The organism is Streptomyces sp. CB02959, from assembly GCF_002803155.1.
In the GTDB taxonomy this organism is placed as follows: domain Bacteria; phylum Actinomycetota; class Actinomycetes; order Streptomycetales; family Streptomycetaceae; genus Streptomyces.
Map to the genome: position 1 here is coordinate 23,980 of NZ_NNBP01000047.1, position 21,337 is coordinate 45,316.

Annotated in this window: 18 protein-coding genes and 3 pseudogenes; 19 read left to right on the plus strand and 2 right to left on the minus strand. The window is 68.3% G+C overall.

Going from position 1 to position 21,337, the window contains the following annotated elements:
* The first annotated feature begins 33 nt into the window (after positions 1-33).
* From ispG (CG747_RS43775) to CG747_RS51215, 6 genes are all read left to right on the plus strand, one after another.
* Positions 34-1,155, plus strand: a complete 1,122-nt coding sequence (gene ispG / locus CG747_RS43775) for a flavodoxin-dependent (E)-4-hydroxy-3-methylbut-2-enyl-diphosphate synthase (RefSeq protein WP_257981163.1) — start codon at positions 34-36, stop codon at positions 1,153-1,155.
* The gene (locus CG747_RS43780; RefSeq protein WP_100607461.1) at positions 1,152-2,174 is read left to right on the plus strand and encodes a 4-hydroxy-3-methylbut-2-enyl diphosphate reductase; all 1,023 of its coding nucleotides are present in this window, start codon (positions 1,152-1,154) and stop codon (positions 2,172-2,174) included. Before ispG (CG747_RS43775) ends, CG747_RS43780 begins: the two co-directional genes overlap by 4 nt.
* A gap of 4 nt (positions 2,175-2,178) precedes the next feature.
* Entirely contained in the window at positions 2,179-2,931 is a 753-nt protein-coding gene (locus CG747_RS43785) for a squalene/phytoene synthase family protein (protein ID WP_100607462.1), read from the plus strand.
* Positions 2,928-3,986, plus strand: coding sequence for a polyprenyl synthetase family protein (locus CG747_RS43790; RefSeq protein WP_100607463.1), 1,059 nt, complete (start codon positions 2,928-2,930; stop codon positions 3,984-3,986). Before CG747_RS43785 ends, CG747_RS43790 begins: the two co-directional genes overlap by 4 nt.
* Positions 3,987-4,044: 58 nt before the next feature.
* On the plus strand, positions 4,045-4,770 hold the full coding sequence (locus CG747_RS43795) for a hypothetical protein (RefSeq protein WP_146022274.1): 726 nt from the start codon (positions 4,045-4,047) through the stop codon (positions 4,768-4,770).
* A gap of 182 nt (positions 4,771-4,952) precedes the next feature.
* The gene (locus tag CG747_RS51215; RefSeq protein WP_374701898.1) at positions 4,953-5,738 is read left to right on the plus strand and encodes a terpene synthase family protein; all 786 of its coding nucleotides are present in this window, start codon (positions 4,953-4,955) and stop codon (positions 5,736-5,738) included.
* A 75-nt stretch (positions 5,739-5,813) separates the two neighbouring features.
* Here CG747_RS51215 and CG747_RS51220 read toward each other — a convergent pair.
* Positions 5,814-6,782, minus strand: a pseudogene (locus CG747_RS51220) (Tn3 family transposase); the annotation flags it as partial.
* 104 nt (positions 6,783-6,886) lie between these two features.
* Here CG747_RS51220 and CG747_RS43810 point away from each other — a divergent pair.
* The 3 genes from CG747_RS43810 to CG747_RS43825 all read left to right on the plus strand — a co-directional run bounded on the left by CG747_RS43810 (position 6,887) and on the right by CG747_RS43825 (position 11,324).
* Entirely contained in the window at positions 6,887-7,132 is a 246-nt protein-coding gene (locus CG747_RS43810) for a hypothetical protein (RefSeq protein ID WP_146022275.1), read from the plus strand.
* 378 nt (positions 7,133-7,510) lie between these two features.
* Positions 7,511-10,573, plus strand: a complete 3,063-nt coding sequence (locus CG747_RS43820) for a Tn3 family transposase (protein WP_100607469.1) — start codon at positions 7,511-7,513, stop codon at positions 10,571-10,573.
* A 43-nt stretch (positions 10,574-10,616) separates the two neighbouring features.
* Positions 10,617-11,324 (plus strand): ABC transporter, encoded by a 708-nt coding sequence (locus tag CG747_RS43825; RefSeq protein ID WP_100607470.1) that lies wholly within the window; start codon positions 10,617-10,619, stop codon positions 11,322-11,324.
* Between the two features lie 98 nt (positions 11,325-11,422).
* Here CG747_RS43825 and CG747_RS50460 read toward each other — a convergent pair whose 3' ends face one another.
* Positions 11,423-11,812: a hypothetical protein gene (locus CG747_RS50460; RefSeq protein WP_257981158.1), complete on the minus strand. Its 390-nt coding sequence runs from the start codon at positions 11,810-11,812 to the stop codon at positions 11,423-11,425.
* Between the two features lie 467 nt (positions 11,813-12,279).
* Here CG747_RS50460 and CG747_RS43835 point away from each other — a divergent pair.
* The 10 genes and pseudogenes from CG747_RS43835 to CG747_RS43870 all read left to right on the plus strand — a co-directional run.
* Positions 12,280-12,578: pseudogene (locus CG747_RS43835) on the plus strand (transposase); the annotation flags it as partial.
* Complete coding sequence (locus tag CG747_RS43840; protein WP_180985998.1) at positions 12,572-12,754, plus strand: hypothetical protein; 183 nt, start codon at positions 12,572-12,574, stop codon at positions 12,752-12,754. The pseudogene CG747_RS43835 and the gene CG747_RS43840, both read left to right, overlap by 7 nt.
* Before the next feature lie 585 nt (positions 12,755-13,339).
* Positions 13,340-13,621 (plus strand): 1-deoxy-D-xylulose-5-phosphate synthase N-terminal domain-containing protein, encoded by a 282-nt coding sequence (locus CG747_RS50465; RefSeq protein ID WP_257981159.1) that lies wholly within the window; start codon positions 13,340-13,342, stop codon positions 13,619-13,621.
* A pseudogene (locus tag CG747_RS43845) lies at positions 13,606-15,012 on the plus strand (1-deoxy-D-xylulose-5-phosphate synthase N-terminal domain-containing protein); the annotation flags it as partial. The gene CG747_RS50465 and the pseudogene CG747_RS43845, both read left to right, overlap by 16 nt.
* Before the next feature lie 231 nt (positions 15,013-15,243).
* The gene (gene ispG, locus CG747_RS43850) at positions 15,244-16,380 is read left to right on the plus strand and encodes a flavodoxin-dependent (E)-4-hydroxy-3-methylbut-2-enyl-diphosphate synthase (RefSeq protein WP_100607471.1); all 1,137 of its coding nucleotides are present in this window, start codon (positions 15,244-15,246) and stop codon (positions 16,378-16,380) included.
* The gene (locus CG747_RS43855; RefSeq protein WP_100607472.1) at positions 16,377-17,462 is read left to right on the plus strand and encodes a polyprenyl synthetase family protein; all 1,086 of its coding nucleotides are present in this window, start codon (positions 16,377-16,379) and stop codon (positions 17,460-17,462) included. Before ispG (CG747_RS43850) ends, CG747_RS43855 begins: the two co-directional genes overlap by 4 nt.
* Positions 17,459-17,797, plus strand: coding sequence for a hypothetical protein (locus CG747_RS51225; protein WP_107490352.1), 339 nt, complete (start codon positions 17,459-17,461; stop codon positions 17,795-17,797). Before CG747_RS43855 ends, CG747_RS51225 begins: the two co-directional genes overlap by 4 nt.
* Positions 17,798-17,865: 68 nt before the next feature.
* Positions 17,866-19,206 (plus strand): cytochrome P450, encoded by a 1,341-nt coding sequence (locus CG747_RS43860; RefSeq protein WP_180985994.1) that lies wholly within the window; start codon positions 17,866-17,868, stop codon positions 19,204-19,206.
* Positions 19,203-20,228, plus strand: a complete 1,026-nt coding sequence (locus tag CG747_RS43865) for a hypothetical protein (RefSeq protein WP_100607474.1) — start codon at positions 19,203-19,205, stop codon at positions 20,226-20,228. Before CG747_RS43860 ends, CG747_RS43865 begins: the two co-directional genes overlap by 4 nt.
* Positions 20,225-21,319, plus strand: a complete 1,095-nt coding sequence (locus CG747_RS43870; protein WP_100607475.1) for a TIGR03857 family LLM class F420-dependent oxidoreductase — start codon at positions 20,225-20,227, stop codon at positions 21,317-21,319. The genes CG747_RS43865 and CG747_RS43870 overlap by 4 nt, the downstream gene beginning before the upstream one ends.
* Positions 21,320-21,337: the final 18 nt, after the last annotated feature.

Consider the following 21,337-nt stretch of genomic DNA (forward strand, 5'->3'; position numbering starts at 1 on the left):
GCCCCCTCACCGGCCAAGACCGCGGCGGAGCCACTGGGGGCTCCGGCGGGGCCGAGGGAGGTTCCAGTGCGTCGCCGCCCGACCCGCCAGATCCGCGTGGGGACGGTCCCCGTGGGGGGCGGTGCACCCATCAGCGTGCAGACCATGACCACCACCACGACCGCCGACGTGGATGCCACACTGCGGCAGATCGCCGCCGTTACCGCCGCAGGATGTGACATCGTACGTGTCGCCGTCCCCACGGCCGACGACGCGGCGGCCCTTCCCACGATCGCGAAGAAGTCGCCCATCCCGGTGATCGCGGACATTCACTTCCAGCCCCGCTACGTCTTCGCCGCGATCGACGCCGGCTGCGCCGCCGTCCGAGTCAACCCCGGCAACATCAAGAAGTTCGACGACCGCGTGGGCGAGATCGCCCAGGCCGCCTCCGCCGCGCGGGTGTCGATCCGGATCGGAGTCAACGCCGGCTCTCTCGACCCCCGCCTGCTGGCCAAACACGGATCGGCTACCCCCGAGGCGCTGGTGGAATCCGCGCTGTGGGAAGCCTCCCTGTTCGAGGAGCACGGTTTCACCGATCTGAAGATCGCGGTCAAGCACCACAACCCCATGATCATGGTCGCTGCAAACCGGCTGCTCGCCGACGCCTGCGACTACCCCCTCCACCTCGGGGTCACCGAAGCCGGCCCGGCGTTCCAGGGGGCAATGAAATCCGCCGTCGCCTTCGGCATCCTCCTGGCCAACGGCATCGGGGACACCATCCGCGTCTCGATCTCCGACACCCCGGTCGAACAGGTCAAGGCCGGCCACCACATCCTCCAGTCCCTGGGCCTGCGCCCGTGCAAGCTGGAGATCGTCTCCTGCCCCGGCTGCGGCCGCCTCCAAGTCGACCTCCACACCCTCGCCACCAAAGTCGAGGCCGCCTTCGACGGCTTCCCCCACCCCCTGCGCATCGCCGTCATGGGCTGCGTCGTCAACGGCCCCGGCGAATCCCGCGAAGCCGACCTGGGAGTGTCCTGCGGCAATGGCAAAGGCCAGATCTTCCACCACGGCCAGGTCATCTGCACGGTCCCCGAATCCAAGATCGTTGAGACGCTCCTCGACCAGGCCCTCCGTCTCACCGAGCCCACCGACACCCCGGGCAGGGGGGCCACATGACCTGCTCGCCCACGCCACGCACGGTCCTGCTCGCCGCCCCGCGCAGCTACTGCGCCGGGGTGGAGCGCGCCATTGCCACCGTCGAGACGGCCCTTGAGCGGTACGGGGCGCCGGTGTATGTACGCAAGCAGATCGTCCACAACACCTACGTGGTGAGGATGCTGGAGCAGCAGGGCGCGGTCTTCGTCGAGGAGACGGCTCAGGTGCCCGAGGGCGCTGTGGTCGTCTTCTCCGCGCACGGCGTCGCCCCGGCCGTGCATGCCGAGGCCGCCCGCCGGCACCTCACCGTGATCGATGCGACCTGTCCGCTGGTCACCAAGGTCCACCGGGAAGCGGTCCGCTTCGCAGAAAAGGGCTACGACATCCTGCTGATCGGCCACGACGGGCACGAGGAGGTCATCGGCACCCGCGGCGAGGCCCCCGAGTACATCCGGCTCGTCGACGGCCCTCAGGATGCCGCCCGCGTCGCGGTGAGGGACCCGGACAAGGTCGCCTGGCTGGCGCAGACCACCCTGTCCGTCGACGAGACAGCGCAGACGGCTGCCGCCCTCCGACAGCGGTTCCCGCAGCTGGTCTCGCCGCCGGGCGACGACATCTGCTACGCCACCCAGAACCGCCAGGAGGCGGTCAGGCTCCTGGCCCCGCGCAGCGACCTGGTCATCGTCGTCGGATCGGCGAACTCCTCCAACTCCCAGCGCCTGGTCGAGGTCGCCCTCGCCCACGGCGCCGGCACCGCGCACCTGGTCGACGGGGCCGACCAGATCGAGGCCGCCTGGCTGGACGGCGCCACCACGCTCGGGGTGACCTCCGGAGCGTCCGCCCCCGACCTCCTGGTGGAGGAGGTGCTGGACTGGCTCGCCGAACGCGGTTTCACCGAGGTCGAGACCGTCAGCGCCGGCGAGGAGAACCAGCGCTTCGCCCTGCCACGGGAACTCTCCGACAGCCCCACGACCCGACCCCCGGCACCCGCCGGTCTGCGCCGGCCGTTGCCGTCGCCTGATCCCACCGCGAAGGAGTAAGGCCATGCCGGACCCACTGACCGAAGCCCTGACGGTGCTCCGCCGGCACAGTGCCACCTACGTCGAACCCGTCATGGCGATGCCGCCCCGCCTGCACGAGACCATGGCCGCCACGTATCTGATCATGCGGGGCATCGACGAGATCGAGGACCATCCAGACCTGCCGCCCGACGTCAAAGACCAACTGCTGACCGGTGTGTCCTGCGCCCTTCAGACCCGCAACATCCCAGGGCGCCTTCAGGCTGTGTTCGCCGACCACCGCGACGCGCTCCCCGCCGTCACCCTGCGCCTGGCCGACTGGTGCGCCCTGGCACCGCCTGAGATCGCCCCGAGGGTGCTGGATGCCTTCACCGCGATGGCCGACCGGATGGCCGTATGGGCGCGTCGCGGCTGGCGCATTCGCGACGTCGACGACTTCGACCACTACGTCTTCTCCGTCGCAGGGGTGCTGGGCATGCTCCTGTGCGACCTGTGGGCCTGGTACGACGGCACCCGGGTGGACCGCAGCCTGATGCTGGGCTACGCGCGTGGCATCCAGGGCGCCAACATCCTCGCCGATCTGAACACGGACCGGGAACGCGGAGTTGACTTCCTGCCGGCCGGCTGGGGTGCCGCCGAACTGGTCGACTACGTCACCACCGAACTCACCGCCGCCGACCGCATGACGCTCTCCCTCCCTGATCCCGGACCCGCCCGCACTTGGTGCACCCGGCCACTCGCCGTGGCCTGGGCCGAAGTACAAGGACAACGCGCATGAACGCACCCGCTGGCGCTCGCCGCATCCGCGACACCTACTGGCCCGCTCTCACCGAAGCGGTCCGCACCCTGCACGGGCAGGACCACGACGCCGCACTCATCCTCGGCTACCACCTCGGACTCAACGATGCCGACGGCACCCCCGAGGCAGGAGACAACGGCCTGGCCTCCACCCTGTGCCTGGCCGGGCTCGGCGCGCGCGCCGTGCACGCCACCGCAGAGCAAGCCGCCGCCTGCGCGCTGGCCGTCGAGCTGACCAAGGACCACATCCAGCTTGAGGACGACATCCTCGACGAAGACCTGATGCGCCGGGGCCGGCCCGCAGCGTGGCAGGCTTTCGGCACCCCGCGCACCATACTGGCGATCGACCTCACCCGAGCCCTGGCGTTCGACTTGCTGACCGTATGCGGGCCGCAGCCGCTGCGTGCGGCTCGCCATCTGCAGGTCTACACCGACATGGTGGCACGAGGACAGGCCGCCGACCGGGCGGCCGAGACACGGCCGTGGCTGGGCGAAGAACAAGTCACCCTCGCCGAGTACGAGCAGACGATCGAAGCCAAGGGCGCGGGGATGGTGGTCGCCGCCCTCACCCTCGGCGCGGTCCTGACCGGCACAGAGCCCACGGTGCTGGACACGCTCACCCGCGCGGGCATCTACCTCGGCAAGGCATGGCAGATCTTCGACGACCTCACCGACATCTGGAGCGCCGAAGGGCCTCGCCCGGTCTCCAACGACCTGGCCCGCGGCAAGAAGTCCTACCCCGTCGTCATCGCCGCAGCCTCGGCCTCCCCAGACGCCGGTGCCCTGGCCGACCTCCTGGCGACGCGCCCGGACACCGCGCTCGGGACGGCGGCAGCGGCCCGACTACTCGAAGCGTGCGGAGGTAAGGCTGCCTGCGAAGCCCGTGTCAGCACCCTCCACGGCGCCGCGCTCCAAGAGCTCACCCGGCCCGACTACTTCGACCGCGGCGCCGTCGCCGACCTGATCGAGCTGGCCTCCCTGATCGGCACCCGCGGCAACGAGACCACGCTGACGCTCAGTACCCCAACAGGCTGACGCCCTCCGGGCGGGTGCGCCCGTCAATCCCACCATTCGCGAAGAACAGGAGGGACCCATGACCGGAATCGGAACGAAAGCAACGGGATGGGCCGGAATCGCGGTGCCGGTACTGGGGATGCTGCCCATCGCCTTCACCCTCAGGAACTTCCCGAAGTACTACCCCTACTGGAGCGACTCGACCGGGGACATCCTCGCCTGGTACTCCCGCAACAGGACCCTCAGCCTCGTACAGCTCTACACGGCGAACGCATCGCTTCTCCTGGAGCTCGTGTTCTTCGCGGGACTGGCCACCGTCGTCGTCGACACCACCCGCCGCACCAGCATGGCCGCCCGGCTGATCCTGCCCGCTGCAGCCGTCCTCGCGGCCGACTACATGGTCGCCGACATCTTCATGACCATCGGCACGCTGGCCGGCACCCCGAGCCACCCCAGCACTCCGGAACTGGTGCGCTCCGCCCTGGAATCGTCGTACGTCGCCGTGCTGGCAGCCGAACCCGCCGCCGGCATGCTGCTGATCGCCACCGGGCTGGCCATCCGCCCCACGCGCCTGTTTCCCCTTTGGACGGCGTGGTCCGCGACCGCCATCGGCGCCCTCAACATCCTCATCACCTTCGACATGCTGATCGCGGCCGGACCGCTGGTGCCACTGTCACTGCTGATGTCGATTCCCTACATCGCGGCCACCTTGTGGGTGGGAGCAGTCGGCTGGCACCTCTTGCGCGTCCGCCATGAGCTGGCACACCGGCACGGCAGCTCCCTCCGGACGGAGAACACGACGTGAGCCGACACCGCACACCCGTCCCCGGACCCATCCGCCTGGCCATCCCGGACCTGGACTGGCCCTACCCCCACGCCGTCCATCCTCATGTCATGCAAGCCGAGCAGCACACCGCCCAGTGGACGGCACGCTACGGACTGGACGGCCAGGGCGCGGGCGTCGCGACCCGTAACAGGTACGCCGCCATGGCAGCTGCGTGCTATCCGTACGGCGACAACACCGAGGCCCTTGAGCTGGCAGGCGATTTCCTGGCGTGGATCAGCGAGTTCGACGAAAAACGCGTGGAAGACCCCGCGTCCCAGGGGCAGCCCAGCATCGCCGCCCAGAACCTGCTCCACAGTCACCACATCGTCGACTCGCCGGACCTGCTTCCCGCCGGACTCGGCTCCCCGTTCCACCTGGCGCTGCGCGACCTGTGGCTACGACTGCGCCGCATCGCCTCCGATCAGCAGCTTGCACGCATGCACGCCGGCTGGACCGAGTACGCCGCCGGTGCGGCCTGCGAGATCCCCTACAGGGCGCAGAGGAAGCTTCCCGATCCAGTCGCCTATCAGGCCATCAGGCGCAGGACTGTCGCCTTCCGGGTGTGGTTCTTCGTCTTCATCGAACTTGTTGGTGGCTACGAACTCCCGGCGCCCCTGGTGGCGCTTCCCGAACTCAGGCAGTTGGCCACTCTGGCGAACGACATCACCGGGTTGAATCACGACATCGTGACGTGCGAGCACGACATCCGGCTGCCGATTGCCATGAACCTCCCCAGTGTGCTCGCCCACCATCACGGCTGGCCACTTCAGCGAGGCGTCGATACGGCCGCTGAAATGTACCGGGCCACGGTTGAGGAGTTCACGCGCATCGCCGACAGGCTGCGGGAGGAGCACAGCGAACTGGCGGTTCACATCTCCCGGGTCGCGGAATGCATCAGCGGCTTCTTCTTCTGGGAAAACCAGATGACAAGCCGCTACCAGGCCTGACTCCGAACCAGGCACGTCACGGCGGCCAGGTCGCCCTCGCCCACGGCGCCGGCACCGCGCAACCTCGTCGGTGAGGCGGCCGGCCCACTGAGGATCGGCGAGCATGTCCTGGATCATCAGCGTGTTTACGTACACCAGGGCGGCTTGAAACAGGTGCAGGGCGAGGATGGACAGTTCTTGCTGGTCACGGCGATTTGAGGCGAGTTCGCCGCTCTTGCCGAAGAACAGCATGTCGTTGGCGCCGTTCCAGCCCTCGACGACGTTGAGGTCCTCCTGGATCTCGCGCTGAAGGTCGCGGTCGCGCAGGTAGCGGGCGACGAAGATGGTCTTCTGCGCGCGGCCGACTTCCAGCATGGCCTGGTAGACGGGGTGGGAGGCGGTCCGGGTGAAGCGGAGGAGGATGGCCTCGGTGGAGGCGGTGCCGACCCGGATCGCGGTGGCGTACTTGATGAGCTGGTCGTAGTTGTTCTCGATGACGTCCCAGCGGATCGGCCGGGTCATGGCGTCGGCGAGGCGGTCGTAGGTGTCCTCGTCCTCGCGGCCGGGCCGGTAGAGCTTGACGGTGTTGATCTACTTGATGCGCGGCAGCAGGTCGTAGCCCAGCAGCCGGGTCAGCCCGAAGCCGATTTCCGACTGGCCGTGGGAGTCGACGTAGTTGCCTTCGGCCTTCATGGCGGTGGCGTGCCGCATCATCCCCTCGATCGCCGCGGCGACCTCCGAGGCGGTACAGGTCAGATGCTGGCTGTGAATGGCCATAGAACCCTTCTCCACGTGCCAGTACACGAGGATGCCGCGGCCTCCGTAGCGGCAGTGCCACTGGGTAAAGATGTTGCGGTCCCAGGCTTTGAAATGGGTGGAGTCCGAGGCGACGGTGGTGGTGCCCTGGCCCCAGATGGCTTCTGAGCGGGAGGCGAAGATGGCGTTGGCGATGGAGACTTGGGCGCCCTTGAGGCCGGGGGCGGTCAGGTAGCGGCGGGCGGTGTAGCGCAGCTCTTCTTCGGTGTGGCCGTGGCCGCCGGCGGCGACCGCCCGGATCCCCGAGTTGGTGCCGTAGGCGTTCCAGGAGCTTTGCCTCGTCGCCGGCCTCGCGGGTGCCGACCGGGGCGAGCGCCTTGAGCATCGGGGTGCGCAGGGCGGCTTCCTTGAGGATGTCGATCAGCGGGACCGTTCCCCACTTTTTCTGGATCGCCTTCTTCAGCCTGCGCAGGTTCTTCGGCTCCGGCTGCGGTTCGGGCTCGGTGAACTTGATGGCGCCGCCGCGCTGGCGCGCGCCGATGGTCACCCATGGCAGCTTGGGCATGGCGGTGTCCAGGGCGCCGAGGGCCTTGCGCATCTCGGCCTGGAGCTGGGCGGTGAAGACCTTCGCGTCGCGCGGCTTGTTCAGTTTCTCGTAGTACTCGGCGCGGCGGGTCTCGAAGTCGTCGGGCAGGTCCTCGTCGGGGTTGCGCCAGCGGTTGGCGCCGACCACCCAGATCTCCTTGCAGCGCAGCCGGTCGCGCAGGGCCTGGAAGACGCACGCCTCGTACACGGTGCGGATCACCCGCCGCGGGCCCTTGTCGGGGGTGTGGAGGGCGAACTCCATCCAGTCCTTGCGTACGACGCCTTCCAGGTGGGCGGAGGAGATACGTGTAATAGCCGCCACTTCGTAACAGAGTGTGACGTTTGAATGTGGTGAGCGTGTGTACGTTCCGTGATCTGGCCCTGGCCCCGCTATCGGGAGCGTCGCTGTTTATGGTGGCCGCTGTCAGTCGGTCGGGCGTGGGGCGGTTGGTGTGGCGTCGCTGGAGCGGACGGCGTATCCGAAGTTCAAGAGGCTGATCTCGGAACGGGAGTTGCGGGAGTTCTTCACGCCGTCGGCGGAGGAGGTGGCGTGGGCACGTGAGCATACGCATGACCGCCCGGACCGGGTCTTGGCGCTGCTGGTGATGCTGAAGTCCGCGGCACGGCTGGGCCGCGTCCCCAAGCTCTGGGAGATACCCGAGGTGGTCGTGGCTCACGTGCGCGATCAGGCGGGGCTCGCCGCGGAGACGGTGCCAGAGGCGGACTCCGAACGGAGCGAGGAGCGCTACCGGTCCGCCGTACGTGAACGCCTGGAGCTGAGGCACAAGCCGGGCGAGGCCCGCGCGGTCGCGGAGGCGGCGATGCGGGCGGCGGCGCCGGTGAAGGCGCATACCGCGGACCTGGTGAATGTGGCGCTGGAGGAGCTGGTCCGGCAGAAGGAGCGGCTGGAGCTGCCGGCGTTTTCCACCCTGGACCGGATGGCTTCCCGTATCCGCTCCGAGGTGGAGGCCGCGCAGTGCGAGGCGATCGTCTCACGCATGAGTGACGCGGCGCTGGAGCGGGTCGCGGGCATGCTGGAAGTCGCCGAGGGCGAGTACCAGAGCCTGTTCGCGTGGATCAAGCAGCCCGCCCGGCGGGCGACCTGGTCGCGGTTCAGGGCCCATGCGGAGCGGATGGAGAGGGTGGAGGGGCTGGGGGATGCCGTCTTCTGGGTGGGGAAGACACCGCCGGCGAAGGTGGCCGCGCTGGCTGAGCAGGCGAGGGTGCTGTCGGTGGGCGAGATGAAGGACATCGCCGAGCCCCGGCGCACCGCGCTGACCGTGTGCCTGCTCGCGCAGGTGCAGGCGACGGTGCGGGACGAGACCGTGGTGATGCTCTCCAAGCGCATGTCCCGGCACCTCAAGCGGGCCCAGGAGGAGCTGCTGGAGATCGAGAAGCGGCAGAAGGAGACTACCGAGCAGCTCTTGGCCACCTTCCGGGACGTGCTGACCGCTCTGCGCGGCAGCGGCGAGGCCGCTCCCGGAGGGTGGGAGGGGGAGGCGTCGCTGGATGACCTGCTGGCGCTGAAGAACGCCAGGGCTGCGATCGAGACGGCGGGCGGATTCGAGGCTCAGCTGGCGGAGCTTGAGGCCCTGGACGCTTACCGGGGCAGCAACTACACGGCACTGGTAGAGCGCTTCTTCAAGCCGGACCGGCCGACCATGTTCAAGACCGCCCGCCGTCTGTCGTTCACCGCGACCTCGACCGACCGCAGCGTACTGGACGCGCTGGACCACGTCCTCGCTCACCAGCACCTCACCCGTCCCCTCGTGGCGGACACCCATCCCACCCGCAAGGACGAGAACGGGAAGCAGGTACGGCTGGACCTGTCGTTCGCCCCGAAGATGTGGCTGAAGACCGTCTACTCCCGTGAACAGCCGGGGATGCTGGTCCGCCGCCATTTGGAGGCAATGGTGTTCGCCTGTCTCGTGGAAGAGCTGCGCTGTGGTGATGTCGCCGTGATCGGCGCCGACGACTACGGTGACTGGACGCGCATGCTCCTGCCCTGGGAGCAATGCGAGCCTAAGCTCGCCGGCTTCTGCGAGCAGGCCGGCCTCCCCGGCACCGCGAGCGAGTTCACCGTTCGGTTGCGCGAGCGGCTCACCACGATCGCCGAGACCGTGGACGCCGGGTATCCGGACAACAAGGACCTCACCATCGACCCGATCACCGGCGTCCCCTCCCTCGCTGTACGCAGAGCAGGCGAGCGCACCGCCTCCGCAGAGAAGCTCGAACAAGCTCTCTCCGAGCGACTTCCCGCCCGCAGCGTGCTGGAACATCTGGCGCGGGCGGCGCACTGGACGGACTGGTGGAAACGGCCCGGCCCACGCTCGGGCAGCGAGCCGAAGCTGAAGGAACCTCTGCCGCGCTATGTGACCACCGCGTTCGTCTACGGCTCCGGGCTCGGCCCTGCCCAGGCGGTGCGCCGCATGCGGGGCAGCGTGGCCGCGCACGAACTCGGCGCGATCGCCAAGCGCCACTTCACCATCCCGGTCCTCAACCGGTGCGGAGCCGACGTCGTCAACGCCCACGCCGGCCTGGACCTGACCGCGGCGTGGGGTGACGGATCGGTGGCGGCGGTGGACGGCACCATGATGGACACCGTCATCGACAACCTCCTCGCCGAGACCTCGATCCGCTACGGCGGCTACGGCGGAATCGCGCACCACCTGGTCTCCGACACCTACGTCGCGCTCTTCTCCCGGTTCATCCCGTGCGGGGTCTGGGAAGCTGTCTACCTCATCGACGCGCTCCTTGCGAACGAGTCGGAGGTCAGGCCGGACACCGTGCACGCCGACACCCAGGGGCAGTCCTTCCCGGTCTTCGGACTCGCCCATCTGCTCGGCATCGACCTGCTGCCGCGGATCCGCAACTTCCAGGACCTCACCTTCCACCGCCCCGACCCGCAGGCGCGCTACCAGCACATCGACGCACTGTTCTCCACCGATCCGCGCACCTGCATCGACTGGCAGCTCATCGAGAGCGGCTGGAACGACCTCATGCAGGTCGGCCTGTCGGTACAGGAGGGCACCGTGTCCTCCGTCACCCTCCTGCGGCGCCTGAACAACCACTCCCACAAGAACCAGATCTACCGGGTCTTCCTCGAGGTCGGCCGCGCCGTCCGGACGATCGTCCTGCTCCGCTACCTGTCGGACCCACAGCTGCGGGAGCAGATCACCAGGGCGACGAACAAGGCCGAGGCATACAACGGATACACGAAATGGCTGCACTTCGGCGGAGACGGCTACCTGCGCTCCCGCGATCCCGAACTCCAGGAGAAAGCCGTCAAGTTCCTCGACCTGATGGCCAACAGCATCATCTTCTCCACCACCGTCGACATGACCGACACCCTGCGCCAGATGGCCGCCCAGGGCCGGGAGGTGAACCCCGACGACATCGCCGCGCTCAGCCCGCACCGCAGGGACAACGTGCTGCGCTTCGGCGACTACGACACCACCACCCTCCACATCCCACCGGGAACGTACGACGCGGCCTTCACCCCTCACCAGTCTTGAACAGCGGACAAGCATGTACTGGGCTTCTTAGGAGATTCAACACATGATTATCGAACGCATATACGCACACGTGGCCTCGTATGACCAGGCGGAGTGGCCCTGGTCTGTGCCTTGTGTGCGCCTGCTGCTGGAGGACGGACTGCGGATCACCGCGCCGGTGACCTTCCTCGTCGGTGAGAACGGCTCGGGCAAGTCCACACTGGTCGAGGCCATCGCCGAAGGATTCGGTCTGGACCCCTGGGGTGGCTCGCACGACTGGCGTTACGCCAGCCATCGCCCCAAGTCGGTGCTGGGCGAGCAGATCCGCTTTGACGCGACTGTGTACGGGCGACGCATGCTGGGCAGCTGGTCGTCACGCAAGGGGTTCTTCCTACGCGCGGAGACGGCGCTGAACGCCCTGGAGCGGGAAGGGTTCGCGCCGCACTCGGTCAGCCACGGCGAGGGCTTTCTTGCTGCGTTCCGGGGCAAGTTCCTCCAGCCAGGGCTGTATGTGATGGACGAGCCGGAAGCGGCGCTGTCGTTCGCTTCCTGTCTGGAACTACTCGGCCATGTGGCCCAACTGGTGAAAGGCGGCGGCCAGGTCATCTGTGCCACCCATTCTCCGCTCCTGGCCGCTTTGCCTGGTGCAGACATTATTGAGGTCGGCGAGCACGGCATGCGTCGAGTGGCCTGGCGTGAGCTCGCCCTGGTCGACCACTGGCGCCGCTATCTCGCCGACCCACAGTCCTACCTGCGACATGTCCTCGACTGAACGGACCTCCGAGGACACGGAAGGGCTCGATCCGTTGCTCGGGTCTGGAACCCAGGAACCACGACAACATCATCACTCTCCGTGATGGCAGTGACGCTTCATCCCAGTCGAAGCCCCGCAGAACAGGCCTGTGGGCAGTTGGAGGAGATACCCGCGAAGCGGCCCCCGCGGGGGCCGCTTCGCGGGTATCTCCTCCAACTGCCTTCCAGGGGGATGGTCTCGCCGAGCGGCAGGTAGGTGGTGGAGGAGTCCTTGTGCCGCTCGATCAGCTTCAGGGCGTCGATGACGGGCTTGTGGCGGTCGTTGGAGGAGCGGAACGCCAGGACGCCGAGCAGGTCCATCAGACCGCGCCGGTAGTGGTTCCTGTAGGAGGACTTGAACACCTCCCGCTTGGAGCGGGCGAACTCGGCGTTGGTGGCCTTCAGCTCGGCGACCAGGTCCCGCAGCGTCTTCTCCTCGCCGGCGGCCGGGTAGGCCACATCGCGCACGGCACCCTCGGGGCGACCGAGCGAAGCGGCGGCAGTCTTTCCCAGCAAGCCGGACTTGCCGCGGACGCGGGTGAACTCGGCGACGAAGTGCTCGGTGACCTTCTTCTCTCTCGCGCCAGGCGATGGAGATCCAGGAGGGGGCGGGGACGCGGTTCTCCCAGTCCACCCAGCGGCCGGGCTGGTCGAGGTCGGTCTTCGGTGAGGCGGTGGCCTCGATGTATCCGCCGGTGAACACCGTCTCCACGGCCGGCTGGCCGCCGGTGACACGGACCTTGGCGACTACGGTGATGTTGGGCACCGTGGCGATCGGGAGCGGGGCGACGATCAGCCCCCCGTCGACCATCTGGTCCACCCATGCCTTCGGCAGCAGCGGCGGGGTGCACCAGGCCACCGTCCGGTGATACGGGGCCCGTGCGGCGAAACCGCCGGTGCCGTCCGCGACGTGGCAGCGGACATTGTCGACTCACGACTGGGGCCGCCAGGGCAGCAAGCACCACCTGATCACCGACCGGCACGGGACACCCCTTGCAGTTTCGCTGACCAGCGGAAACCGCCACGATGTCACCCAGCTCATACCCTGCTGGACGCGATACCCCTCATCCGAGGCCTGGTAGGCCGGGCCCGCCACCGACCACGGCGGCTGTTCGCCGACCGCGGCTACGACTACGACAAGTACCGTCGGCGCCTCCGCACTCTTGGCATCACGCCGAAGATCGCCCGCAAGGGCACCGCCCACGGATCCGGTCTAGGCAAGTCCAGATGGGTAGCCTCGACCGAATCCACGCGGACCGGGTCCTGGGCGAGGCCATCGCCACCAGGGCGGACCCCCTCCACCTGACCGTGCTCTTTGACCTCTCCCCGGCTACCGCCACGAAGTACGCACAGCTCGCCCGCCCACTCCTGCACTACCCCGTCGTGTACAGCCTCGGAGACCACCGATAAACCATCGACGCGAGTACGTTGTACTCGGACACGCCCCACTGGCTACCGCCGTGCGGCTACCGTGGTCTGGTGCGTCAATGCGTCTTCTGCGGCAACTCTGGTGTCAGCCGCGAGCACGTTATTCCCCGGTGGCTGGCGATGGCAGAGCAATCTGGCATGTGCCCAGGCGTGCAGAGCACGTTCCGGAAGCGCACAGAATCGTTTCGGGCATTCTGCAGGAGCGTGCCCAGGCGGGCGTCGCGGCGGAGAGGACACACGCCGGGGCGTGCACGACGGGAACAGGTCCTGGGCCAGATTGTGCACCGGTGCTTCCCCGATCCTGTTACACGCTCTACCGAAGACAAGCCGACCGATGGATGGTGTGATAGCTGCTTGTCGGCAGCGGGAGCCACGGTGACCCGCCCACATACCGGGGCCAGTTACCCGGGCACTCATATCTGATCCGGTTGTCTGCGCTGTTCGAGGACCCGTCGTCCGCGAGGGCAGCCTCATTCCCCTGCTGGTACGACTCCGTGTTCCTCCTCTTCTTCTCTGTGTGCGCATGTTCCGGCGTACGCTGCCGCATTCGGGCTGGACGGACAGAAAATGGTCACTTCACTCCACCTGTCTTCTGCGTCGATCCCCTCGCTTCTTGCATCGGTTACCGGTCCCGAAGACCTGCGTGCGTTGCCCCCGGAGCGTCTGCCGGAGCTGGCTGCGCAGCTGCGCAGCCAGCTGGTGGAGAAGGTGTGCGCGACGGGTGGGCATCTGGGTCCGAACCTGGGTGTGGTGGAGTCGACCGTCGCCCTGCACCGTGTCTTCGATTCCCCCCCCGCGTCTGTCTGCTGTTCGACATCGGCCACCAGGCTTACGTGCACAAGCTGCTGACTGGCCGTCGCGAGGAGTTCGACACTCTGCGGCAGGCGAGTGGCTTGTCGGGCTATTGCTGCCGGGCCGAATTGGACCACGACTGGGTGGAGAACTCGCATGCCTCCACTGCTCTGTCCTATGCCGACGGCCTGGCCAAAGCCCGTCAGCTCGCGGGCGAGCAGGACCGGTCGGTGGTGGCGGTCATCGGCGACGGTGCACTGGCTGGGGGGATGGCGCGGGAGGCGCTGGACAACATCGCCTCCGCACCCGGCCGGGCCCGTGATCGTCGTGCTCAACGACAACGGCCGCTGCTACGGGCCACCACCGGCGCCCTCGCCCGGTCTCTGGCTGTGCTGCGCACCACAGGTGCGCAGCACAGCCAGAGACCGGGTGCGAATGTGTTTACGGAGCACGGGCTGGCTTATGTCGGACCGGTCGATGGGCACAACATTCCTGCCCTGGAAGTGGCTCTGCACCGGGCGCGCACGTTGCGTCGACCCGTGGTGGTGCACGTGGTGACGGTCAAGGGCAAGGGGTATCCGCCGGCCGAGGATGATGACGCCGACTGTTTCCACGCGGTGGGCGTCATAGACCCGGCCACCGGACGCCCGCTCAACAGCGGAGGCCCTGCCCCGCATCGCGACGCGGCGGCAGCGTGCAGCTGGACCAGCGTCTTCGGCAGCGAGCTGCTGGCTTTCGCCCGAGAACGCGAGGATGTGGTGGCCGTTACTGCCTCGATGCTGCGCCCGACGGGCCTGCACCCCATGGCCGCTGAGTTTCCCGGCAGGGTCTTCGATGTGGGGATTGCCGAGCAGCATGCTGTCACCAGCGCGGCAGGGCTGGCCATGGGCGGTCTGCACCCCGTGGTGGCGATCTATGCCACCTTCCTCAACCGGGCCTTCGACCAGGTCCTGATGGATGTGGCGCTGCACCGGCTGCCGGTGACGTTCGTGCTGGACCGGGCCGGCATCACCGGACCGGACGGGCCTTCGCATCAAGGGATGTGGGATCTGAGTCTGCTGTCCATGGTGCCGGGAATGCGGGTGGCTGCGCCCAGGGACCCCCAACGCCTGAAGGAACTGTTGCGCGAAGCGGTGGCCACAGGTGACGGACCAACAGCACTGCGCATCCCCAAAGCCACCGCGGGTGCGGACATCGAACCACTGGCCCGTATGGACAGCATCGACATCCTCCACCGCTCCGCTGGCCGCCCCCTCGACGTTCTCCTGGTCGCGACGGGTACCACCGCGGCCGCCGTACTGGAAGCCGCCCACCTGCTCCAAGCCGAGGGCGACACGGGCTGCACCGTGGTGGACTCCCGCTGGCTGGCCCCCGTCAACCGCGCCGTTACGCATCTCGCGGTCCGGCATCGGCTTGTCGTGACCGTGGAAGACGGCATCCGTACCGGAGGTTTCGGCAGCCTCCTCACCCAGGCCTGCACCGACACCGCCGTCAGCGCCCCCATCCACCCTCGGCCCGCCCCGCTCCTTCATCCCGCACGGCTCCCGCAACCGACTGCTCACCCGGGCGGGCCTCGACGCCGCCGGCATCGCCGCAACCATCCGCCGCCCCCGCGCAAACCTCCCACCCCGCACCGTCACCAACCCCGCTGGACCATTCCGCGACGCGCGGGGGCACTGATGACCAAGACAGACCTCGGCCTCCCCACCCCACCCCCCAAGGCCCCGGTGCGCCGTCCCTCCCGGCAGATCCGTGTCGGCGATGTCCCTGTCGGCGGCGGCGCACCGGTCATCGTCCAGACCATGACCACCACCCCCACCGCCGACATTGATGCCACCTTCGAGCAGATCACGGAAATCACCGCGGCCGGGTGCGACATCGTCCGTGTCGCCGTCCTCACCCACGACGACGCTGACGCCCTATCAGTGATCACCCAGAAATCTGCGATCCCGGTGATCGCGGACATTCACTTCCAGCCCCGCTACGTTTTCGCAGCGATCGACGCCGGCTCCGCCGCTGTCCGCGTCAACCCCGGCAACATCAAGCAATTCGACGACCGGGTGGGCCAGATCGCCAAAGCCGCCTCCGCGGCCAAGGTGCCGATCCGGATCGGGGTGAACGCGGGCTCCCTGGACCCGCGCCTGCTTGCCAAGCACGGCTCAGCCACACCGCAGGCCCTGGTGGAGTCGGCGCTGTGGGAGGCATCCCTGTTCGAGGAGCACGGTTTCACCGACCTGAAGGTCGCCGTCAAACACCACGAACCGCCCACGATGATCACCGCAAACCGGCTCCTCGCCGACGCTTGCGACTATCCACTCCACTTAGGAGTCACCGAAGCCGGCCCCTCCTTCCAGGGCGCCATCAAGTCCGCCGTCGCCTTCGGCATCCTCCTGGCCGAGGGGATCGGGGACACCATCCGCGTCTCCCTGTCGGACCATCCCGTGCAACGGGTCAAGGCCGGCTGCCACATCCCAGCCTCGCTGGGGCTGCGGCCGCGCAGGCTGGAGATCGTCTCCTGCCCGGGCTGCGGCCGGCTCCAGGTCGACCTCCACCGCCTCGTCGCCAAAGTCGAGGCTGCATTCGACGGCTTCCCCCGCCCCTTGCGCATCGCGGTGATGGGCTGCGTTGTCAATGGCCCCGGCGAAGCCCGCGAAGCCGACCTGGGCGTCTCCTGCGGCAACGGCAAAGGCCAGATCTTCGCCCACGGACAGGTCCTGCGTACCGTCCCCGAATCACAGATTGTCGACGCCCTCGTCGACGAAGCCCTGCGCCTGGCTCAGGATGCAGGGTCCCATCAGGGAGGCGAGGCCCGGTGACCGCCCTGACCTTCCCGGCACACTCGATCGATCTGGCCGCTCTCCACGCCCGCATCGACGAGGCGCTGTGGGACTTCCTGGATGCCAAGACCACCTACGCGGACACGCACGGCCTGCCCGAGGAGATCCCCCACTGTCTGCGGGACTTCCTGGACGCGGGCGGCAAGCGGCTGCGTCCGCTGCTATGCGTGCTCGGCTGGCACGCCGCCGACGGCCACGGCGAGCTCGGGCCCGTCGTGCGGATGGCGGCCTCACTAGAACTTTTCCACGCCTTCTGCCTGATCCACGACGACGTTATGGACGGCTCCGACACCCGCCGCGGACATCCCACCGTCCACCGAGCCTTCACCACCCGCATCTGTAACCGGCATCCCAGTGCCGCCGCCGACCACCTCGGCACCCACGCCGCGATCCTGATCGGCGACCTGACACAGGCCTGGTCGGACGAGCTCCTGCACACTGCCGGCCTCACCCCCGGCCAGCTCACCGCCGTCCTGCCCGTCATCGACCGCATGCGCAGCGAGGTCATGTACGGCCAGTACCTGGACCTGCTGGCCCCCCTCGCCCCCGTCACCGACCTGCACACAGCCCTGCGGGTGGTCCGCTACAAGACCGCGAAGTACACCTGCGAACGCCCTCTCCAGACCGGAGCCGTCCTCGCCGGTGCCAACGAGCCGCTGCTGGAGGCCCTGAGCTCCTTCGCGCTGCCGCTGGGAGAGGCATTCCAGTTGCGCGACGACCTGCTGGGCGTCTTCGGCAACCCGAATCTGACCGGCAAACCCGTCCTGGACGACCTGCGAGAGGGCAAGCGCACGGTCCTGCTCACCCTGGCTGCCCAGCACGCCACCCCTCCCCAACGAGCCGTCCTGGACTCCCTGGTGGGCGACCGGAACCTGGACGAGGACGGCGCCGCCCGCATCCGCACCCTCCTTGAGGCCACCCGGGCCCGCGCCACAGTGGAGAACATGATCACTGCGCGCTACGAACAGGCCCTCACCGCGCTGGAGAGCGCCCCGATTTCGCCCGTGGTGGCCGTCGCCCTGCGCCGCATTGCGGCGCTGGCCGTGGAACGCACCTTATGACCGGGCAGCGGCGCGTACTGCCGGCCGCCCGCGGCTTCTGCGCCAGGTTGGAGCGAGCCATCACCATTGTGGAGAAGGGCGCGAGGCTGTGCGGGCCGCCGGTGTGGGTGCGCCATGAGCTTGTCCACAACCAGTACGCCACCGACCCCTCGGAGAAGAAGGGCGCGGCCTTCGTCGAAGAGACGTATCAGGTACCCGAAGGCTCCATGCCCGGCTGTGAAGCCCCCGTAACCGGACAACCTCCGGCAGCCACTACGAGAATCGCCGAATGCTCGCAGAACACCCACCGAGAAGGTGTCATACCACATCCGATGCGGAAGGAGCGGCGATGTTGAAGAAACCGCCCCGCAGCCCATCGCCCCGGCAGACGGCAGAGCCTGTGCCGGGGGCCGGGATCCCGCGCATGCCGGGGGGCTACCCGTTCCTCGGGCACGCGCTGCAACTGCGCTTCCGGCCACTGGAGTTCGTCCGGTCGCTGAGGGCATGCGGCGACATCGTGGTATTCCGGCTGGGGCCGAGGGACGCCTACGCCGTCAACCACCCGGACCTCATCCGGCAGATGCTGGTAACCGATGCGAAGAGCTTCATGAAAGGAAGGATGTTCGAAAAGGGGCGGCTGGTGGCCAGGAACGGCCTGTTCACCTCGGAGGGCGACTTCCATCTTCGGCAGCGCCGGATCATCCAGCCCCTGTTCCGCCGGGCGCACATCCAGCAGTACGCGGCCACGATGCGCCAGATCGCGCAAGCCCACGTAGACACGTGGCGTGACGGGCAGGAAGTCCGCATGGACCGGGAGCTGTTCGATCTGGCCCTGACTACGGTCACCCGGGTGCTGTTCTCCACCCGTCTCGACGAGGGCCGCTCCGAGGCGGTGTGCCGCTCCCTTCCCGTCCTTCTGGAAGGGCTCGGCAGGCGAGCCGTAGCGCCGATCGATCTGCTGGACAAGCTGCCCACCGTCATGAACTACCGCTTCGGCAAGGCGCTTTCCCTGATGCAGAGCGTGATCGAAGGGATCATCGCCGAACACCGGGTCCGCGGTGCCGACACCGCGGACCTGCTGGCGGCACTGCTGGCGGGACGCGATGAGGAGACCGGAGAAGGTATGACTGATGAGCAGGTGTACGACGAGGTCGTCACCACGCTCATCGCCGGAACCGAGACCACCGCCGGGGCACTGAGCTGGGCCTGCTACCTGCTGAGCCGGCATCCGCACATCCAACGCCGCCTCCAGGACGAACTGGACGAGCAACTGGGGGATCGGGATATCACCTTTGAGGACCTGGGGAAGCTTCGCTTCCTGCAGCAGGTGATGGCCGAAACCCTCCGCCTGCACCCATCGACGTGGATGCTCATGCGCAGCCCCCTCACAGTCGTCGCACTGGGAGGACACGTCCTCCCCGCCGGTTCGACCGTCCTCTTCTCGATCTACGCCCTGCAACGGGACCCGGCGCTGTACCCGCACCCGGAGGAGTTCGACCCGGACCGCTGGGCACCCGACCGCGCCGCGCAGATCAAGCGGGACGCCTACATCCCCTTCGGAGCAGGTGTGCGCGGATGCGCGGGCGAACAGTTCGCCCGCGCGGAAATGGCCGTCATCCTCGCCGTCATGCTGCGCCAGTACACCCTGAGCCCGGCATCCGGCCCGCCCGCCAAGCCGATCGTCCGGCTCATTCCCATGCCGAGCGCCATGCCGCTGATCGTCCACCGTCGCCCGCGCGGGCACAGCTTCCAGGAGGCCCCGTGAACACCGTCGATGCCGCCGTCTCCCGAGCCATCGACTACCTCGCCCGGCAGCACGATGCGGTCTACCCGGACGCGGCACACGTCATGGGCGCCTACTCGACGGCGAAGTTCGTAGACGTATATGCCGCGCGCTTCGGCCTGCCCGCCGCGCACGTGCAGAAGTTCTCCCGGTTCCGCTGCGAGGGCAAAGCCTTCCACATCGCCCTGATCACCGACGCGCTCCAGGACGCCGTCGAAGCCGGCCACGGGGAGTGCCGCCCCCTGATCGAGGAGAACGCCGCATACCTCCGCAAGAGCAAAGACGGGCGGTCCTGGCGGTACTTCCCCGGCTTCGAACCGCTCCCCTACGACGGCGACAGCCTCGGCCAGAGTGCCCAGGCACTCATCCGCGCCGGGCACGCCGTCCCCGACGATTTCGACGACGCCTTCGCCCTGGCTGCCGCCAACGCCTGGGACGACGGGGCGGTGAGCACCTTCTTCTGCGAGGACCCGGACCCGCAGCAGCGCACCGCGCTGAACAAGATCTGGGGACGCGGCCGGGACGACACCGGGCGCGACGCGGAAGTAGTGGCCAACCTCATGTACGGAGCCCTGCTGTACGAGCGGCACGTCGGCCCCTGCACACTGGGCCCCCTGATCGGCCCGGCGGCCACTTGGCTGGCCCAGCAGCAGCAGCCGATGGGATTCTGGCGCGCCTCCTGGTACGTGGGCGTGTACTACAGCACCTACACCACTGTACGGCTGCTGCACGCGCTCGGCGGATACGACCAGGCCACGGACCGCGCCGCACGCTTCCTCACACAGGCCCAGGCCAGCGATCCGCTCAACCGGGCCCTGACCACACTCGCGCTCACACACTGCGGACATCCCCCCACCCACCGGGAGCTCGGCCTAATTGCCGACAGCCAGTTCCCTGACGGATCGTGGGAGGCGATCCCGTTGCTGGACAACCACGCCCGCGTCTGGGGAAGCCGCGCCGTCACCACCGGTTTCTGCCTCAAAGCACTCCTGGCGGCGCCATGACCCCCCAGCCCCGCGCATCACTACCGCTGGGATCCTACGTACTGCCCGGCGGCACCACCGATCCGGGCCACGCCATCGGGCAGGCCCACGCCGCCGAACGCATCAACCTGACCACGCTGTGGATCTCAGAACGCCTCGGATGCCGTGACCTGGGCGTGGTGGCCGGCGCTCTCGGCCAGGCAACCACCAGCGTGAACATCGGCTCAGCGATCACCCCCTTCCACATCCGCCACCCCACCGTCCTCGCCTCTCTGGCTGGCACTATGCAAACCCTGACCAAGGGACGCTTCCTTCTCGGGCTCGGGCGCGGGGGACCGTGGCTCGCCGGACTCGGTGTCACTCCCTCCACCCCTGCCCAGGCGGTCATCGACATCGCGGCCATCCTGCGTCGCCTGTGGGCCGGCGACACCGTGACCTATCACGGGCCCGCCGGACACTATCCCCGCCTCCATCTCGCCGGATCACCACAGACCGCGCCCGTCCCTTTGCTCATGGCAGCCCTCGGACCACGATCGCTCGCGCTCGCCGGGCAGCACTTCGACGGAGTGATCCTGCCCGCCTTCCTCACCCCTCAGGCCGTGGCACAGACGATCGCCACCGTCCGCAACGCCGCCTCAGTAACCGGCCGGGATCCCATGACCGTCCGCGTCTACGCCACGGTCATCACCATCGCTGACCCCACACCCCGCGACCGCGACGTCATCGCTGGCCGCGCCGTCAGCTACCTGCAGCCGCCCCCGCACGGCGAACGCATCGCCCGCCTCAACGGCTGGGACACCGCCCCTTTGGCACGAATCCGTGCCCACCCCCTGCTGGCCGGCCTCGGCCAGACGCTGGCCGACGAGACGTACCGCCCCCACGAACTCGCGGGGCCCGGCCGCCTCCTCCCGGACAACTGGCTCACCGCCTCCACCGCAACGGGCTCTCCCACCGCCTGCGCCAGACAGCTGGCCGAATACCTCGATGCCGGCGCCGACGAACTCATCCTGCACGGCACCCCACCAGACCACCTCGAACCCGTCATCACCGCCTACCACCACACCTCCGCCCGGAGTCCGCTGCCAGCTGTCCACACCCGCCCGCCGCGGTAGTCAGTCGGGGGTTGATAG

Bases quoted from the DNA above. Each gene is read 5' to 3' on its own strand.
- CG747_RS43780 (WP_100607461.1), top strand. From the start codon at position 1,152: ATGACCTGCTCGCCCACGCCACGCACGGTCCTGCTCGCCGCCCCGCGC.
- CG747_RS43785 (WP_100607462.1), top strand. From the start codon at position 2,179: ATGCCGGACCCACTGACCGAAGCCCTGACGGTGCTCCGCCGGCACAGT.
- CG747_RS43790 (WP_100607463.1), top strand. From the start codon at position 2,928: ATGAACGCACCCGCTGGCGCTCGCCGCATCCGCGACACCTACTGGCCC.
- CG747_RS43795 (WP_146022274.1), top strand. From the start codon at position 4,045: ATGACCGGAATCGGAACGAAAGCAACGGGATGGGCCGGAATCGCGGTG.
- CG747_RS51215 (WP_374701898.1), top strand. From the start codon at position 4,953: ATGGCAGCTGCGTGCTATCCGTACGGCGACAACACCGAGGCCCTTGAG.
- CG747_RS43810 (WP_146022275.1), top strand. From the start codon at position 6,887: ATGTCGATCAGCGGGACCGTTCCCCACTTTTTCTGGATCGCCTTCTTC.
- CG747_RS43825 (WP_100607470.1), top strand. From the start codon at position 10,617: ATGATTATCGAACGCATATACGCACACGTGGCCTCGTATGACCAGGCG.
- CG747_RS43840 (WP_180985998.1), top strand. From the start codon at position 12,572: ATGGGTAGCCTCGACCGAATCCACGCGGACCGGGTCCTGGGCGAGGCC.
- CG747_RS50465 (WP_257981159.1), top strand. From the start codon at position 13,340: ATGGTCACTTCACTCCACCTGTCTTCTGCGTCGATCCCCTCGCTTCTT.
- ispG (WP_100607471.1), top strand. From the start codon at position 15,244: ATGACCAAGACAGACCTCGGCCTCCCCACCCCACCCCCCAAGGCCCCG.
- CG747_RS51225 (WP_107490352.1), top strand. From the start codon at position 17,459: ATGACCGGGCAGCGGCGCGTACTGCCGGCCGCCCGCGGCTTCTGCGCC.
- CG747_RS43860 (WP_180985994.1), top strand. From the start codon at position 17,866: ATGCCGGGGGGCTACCCGTTCCTCGGGCACGCGCTGCAACTGCGCTTC.
- CG747_RS43870 (WP_100607475.1), top strand. From the start codon at position 20,225: ATGACCCCCCAGCCCCGCGCATCACTACCGCTGGGATCCTACGTACTG.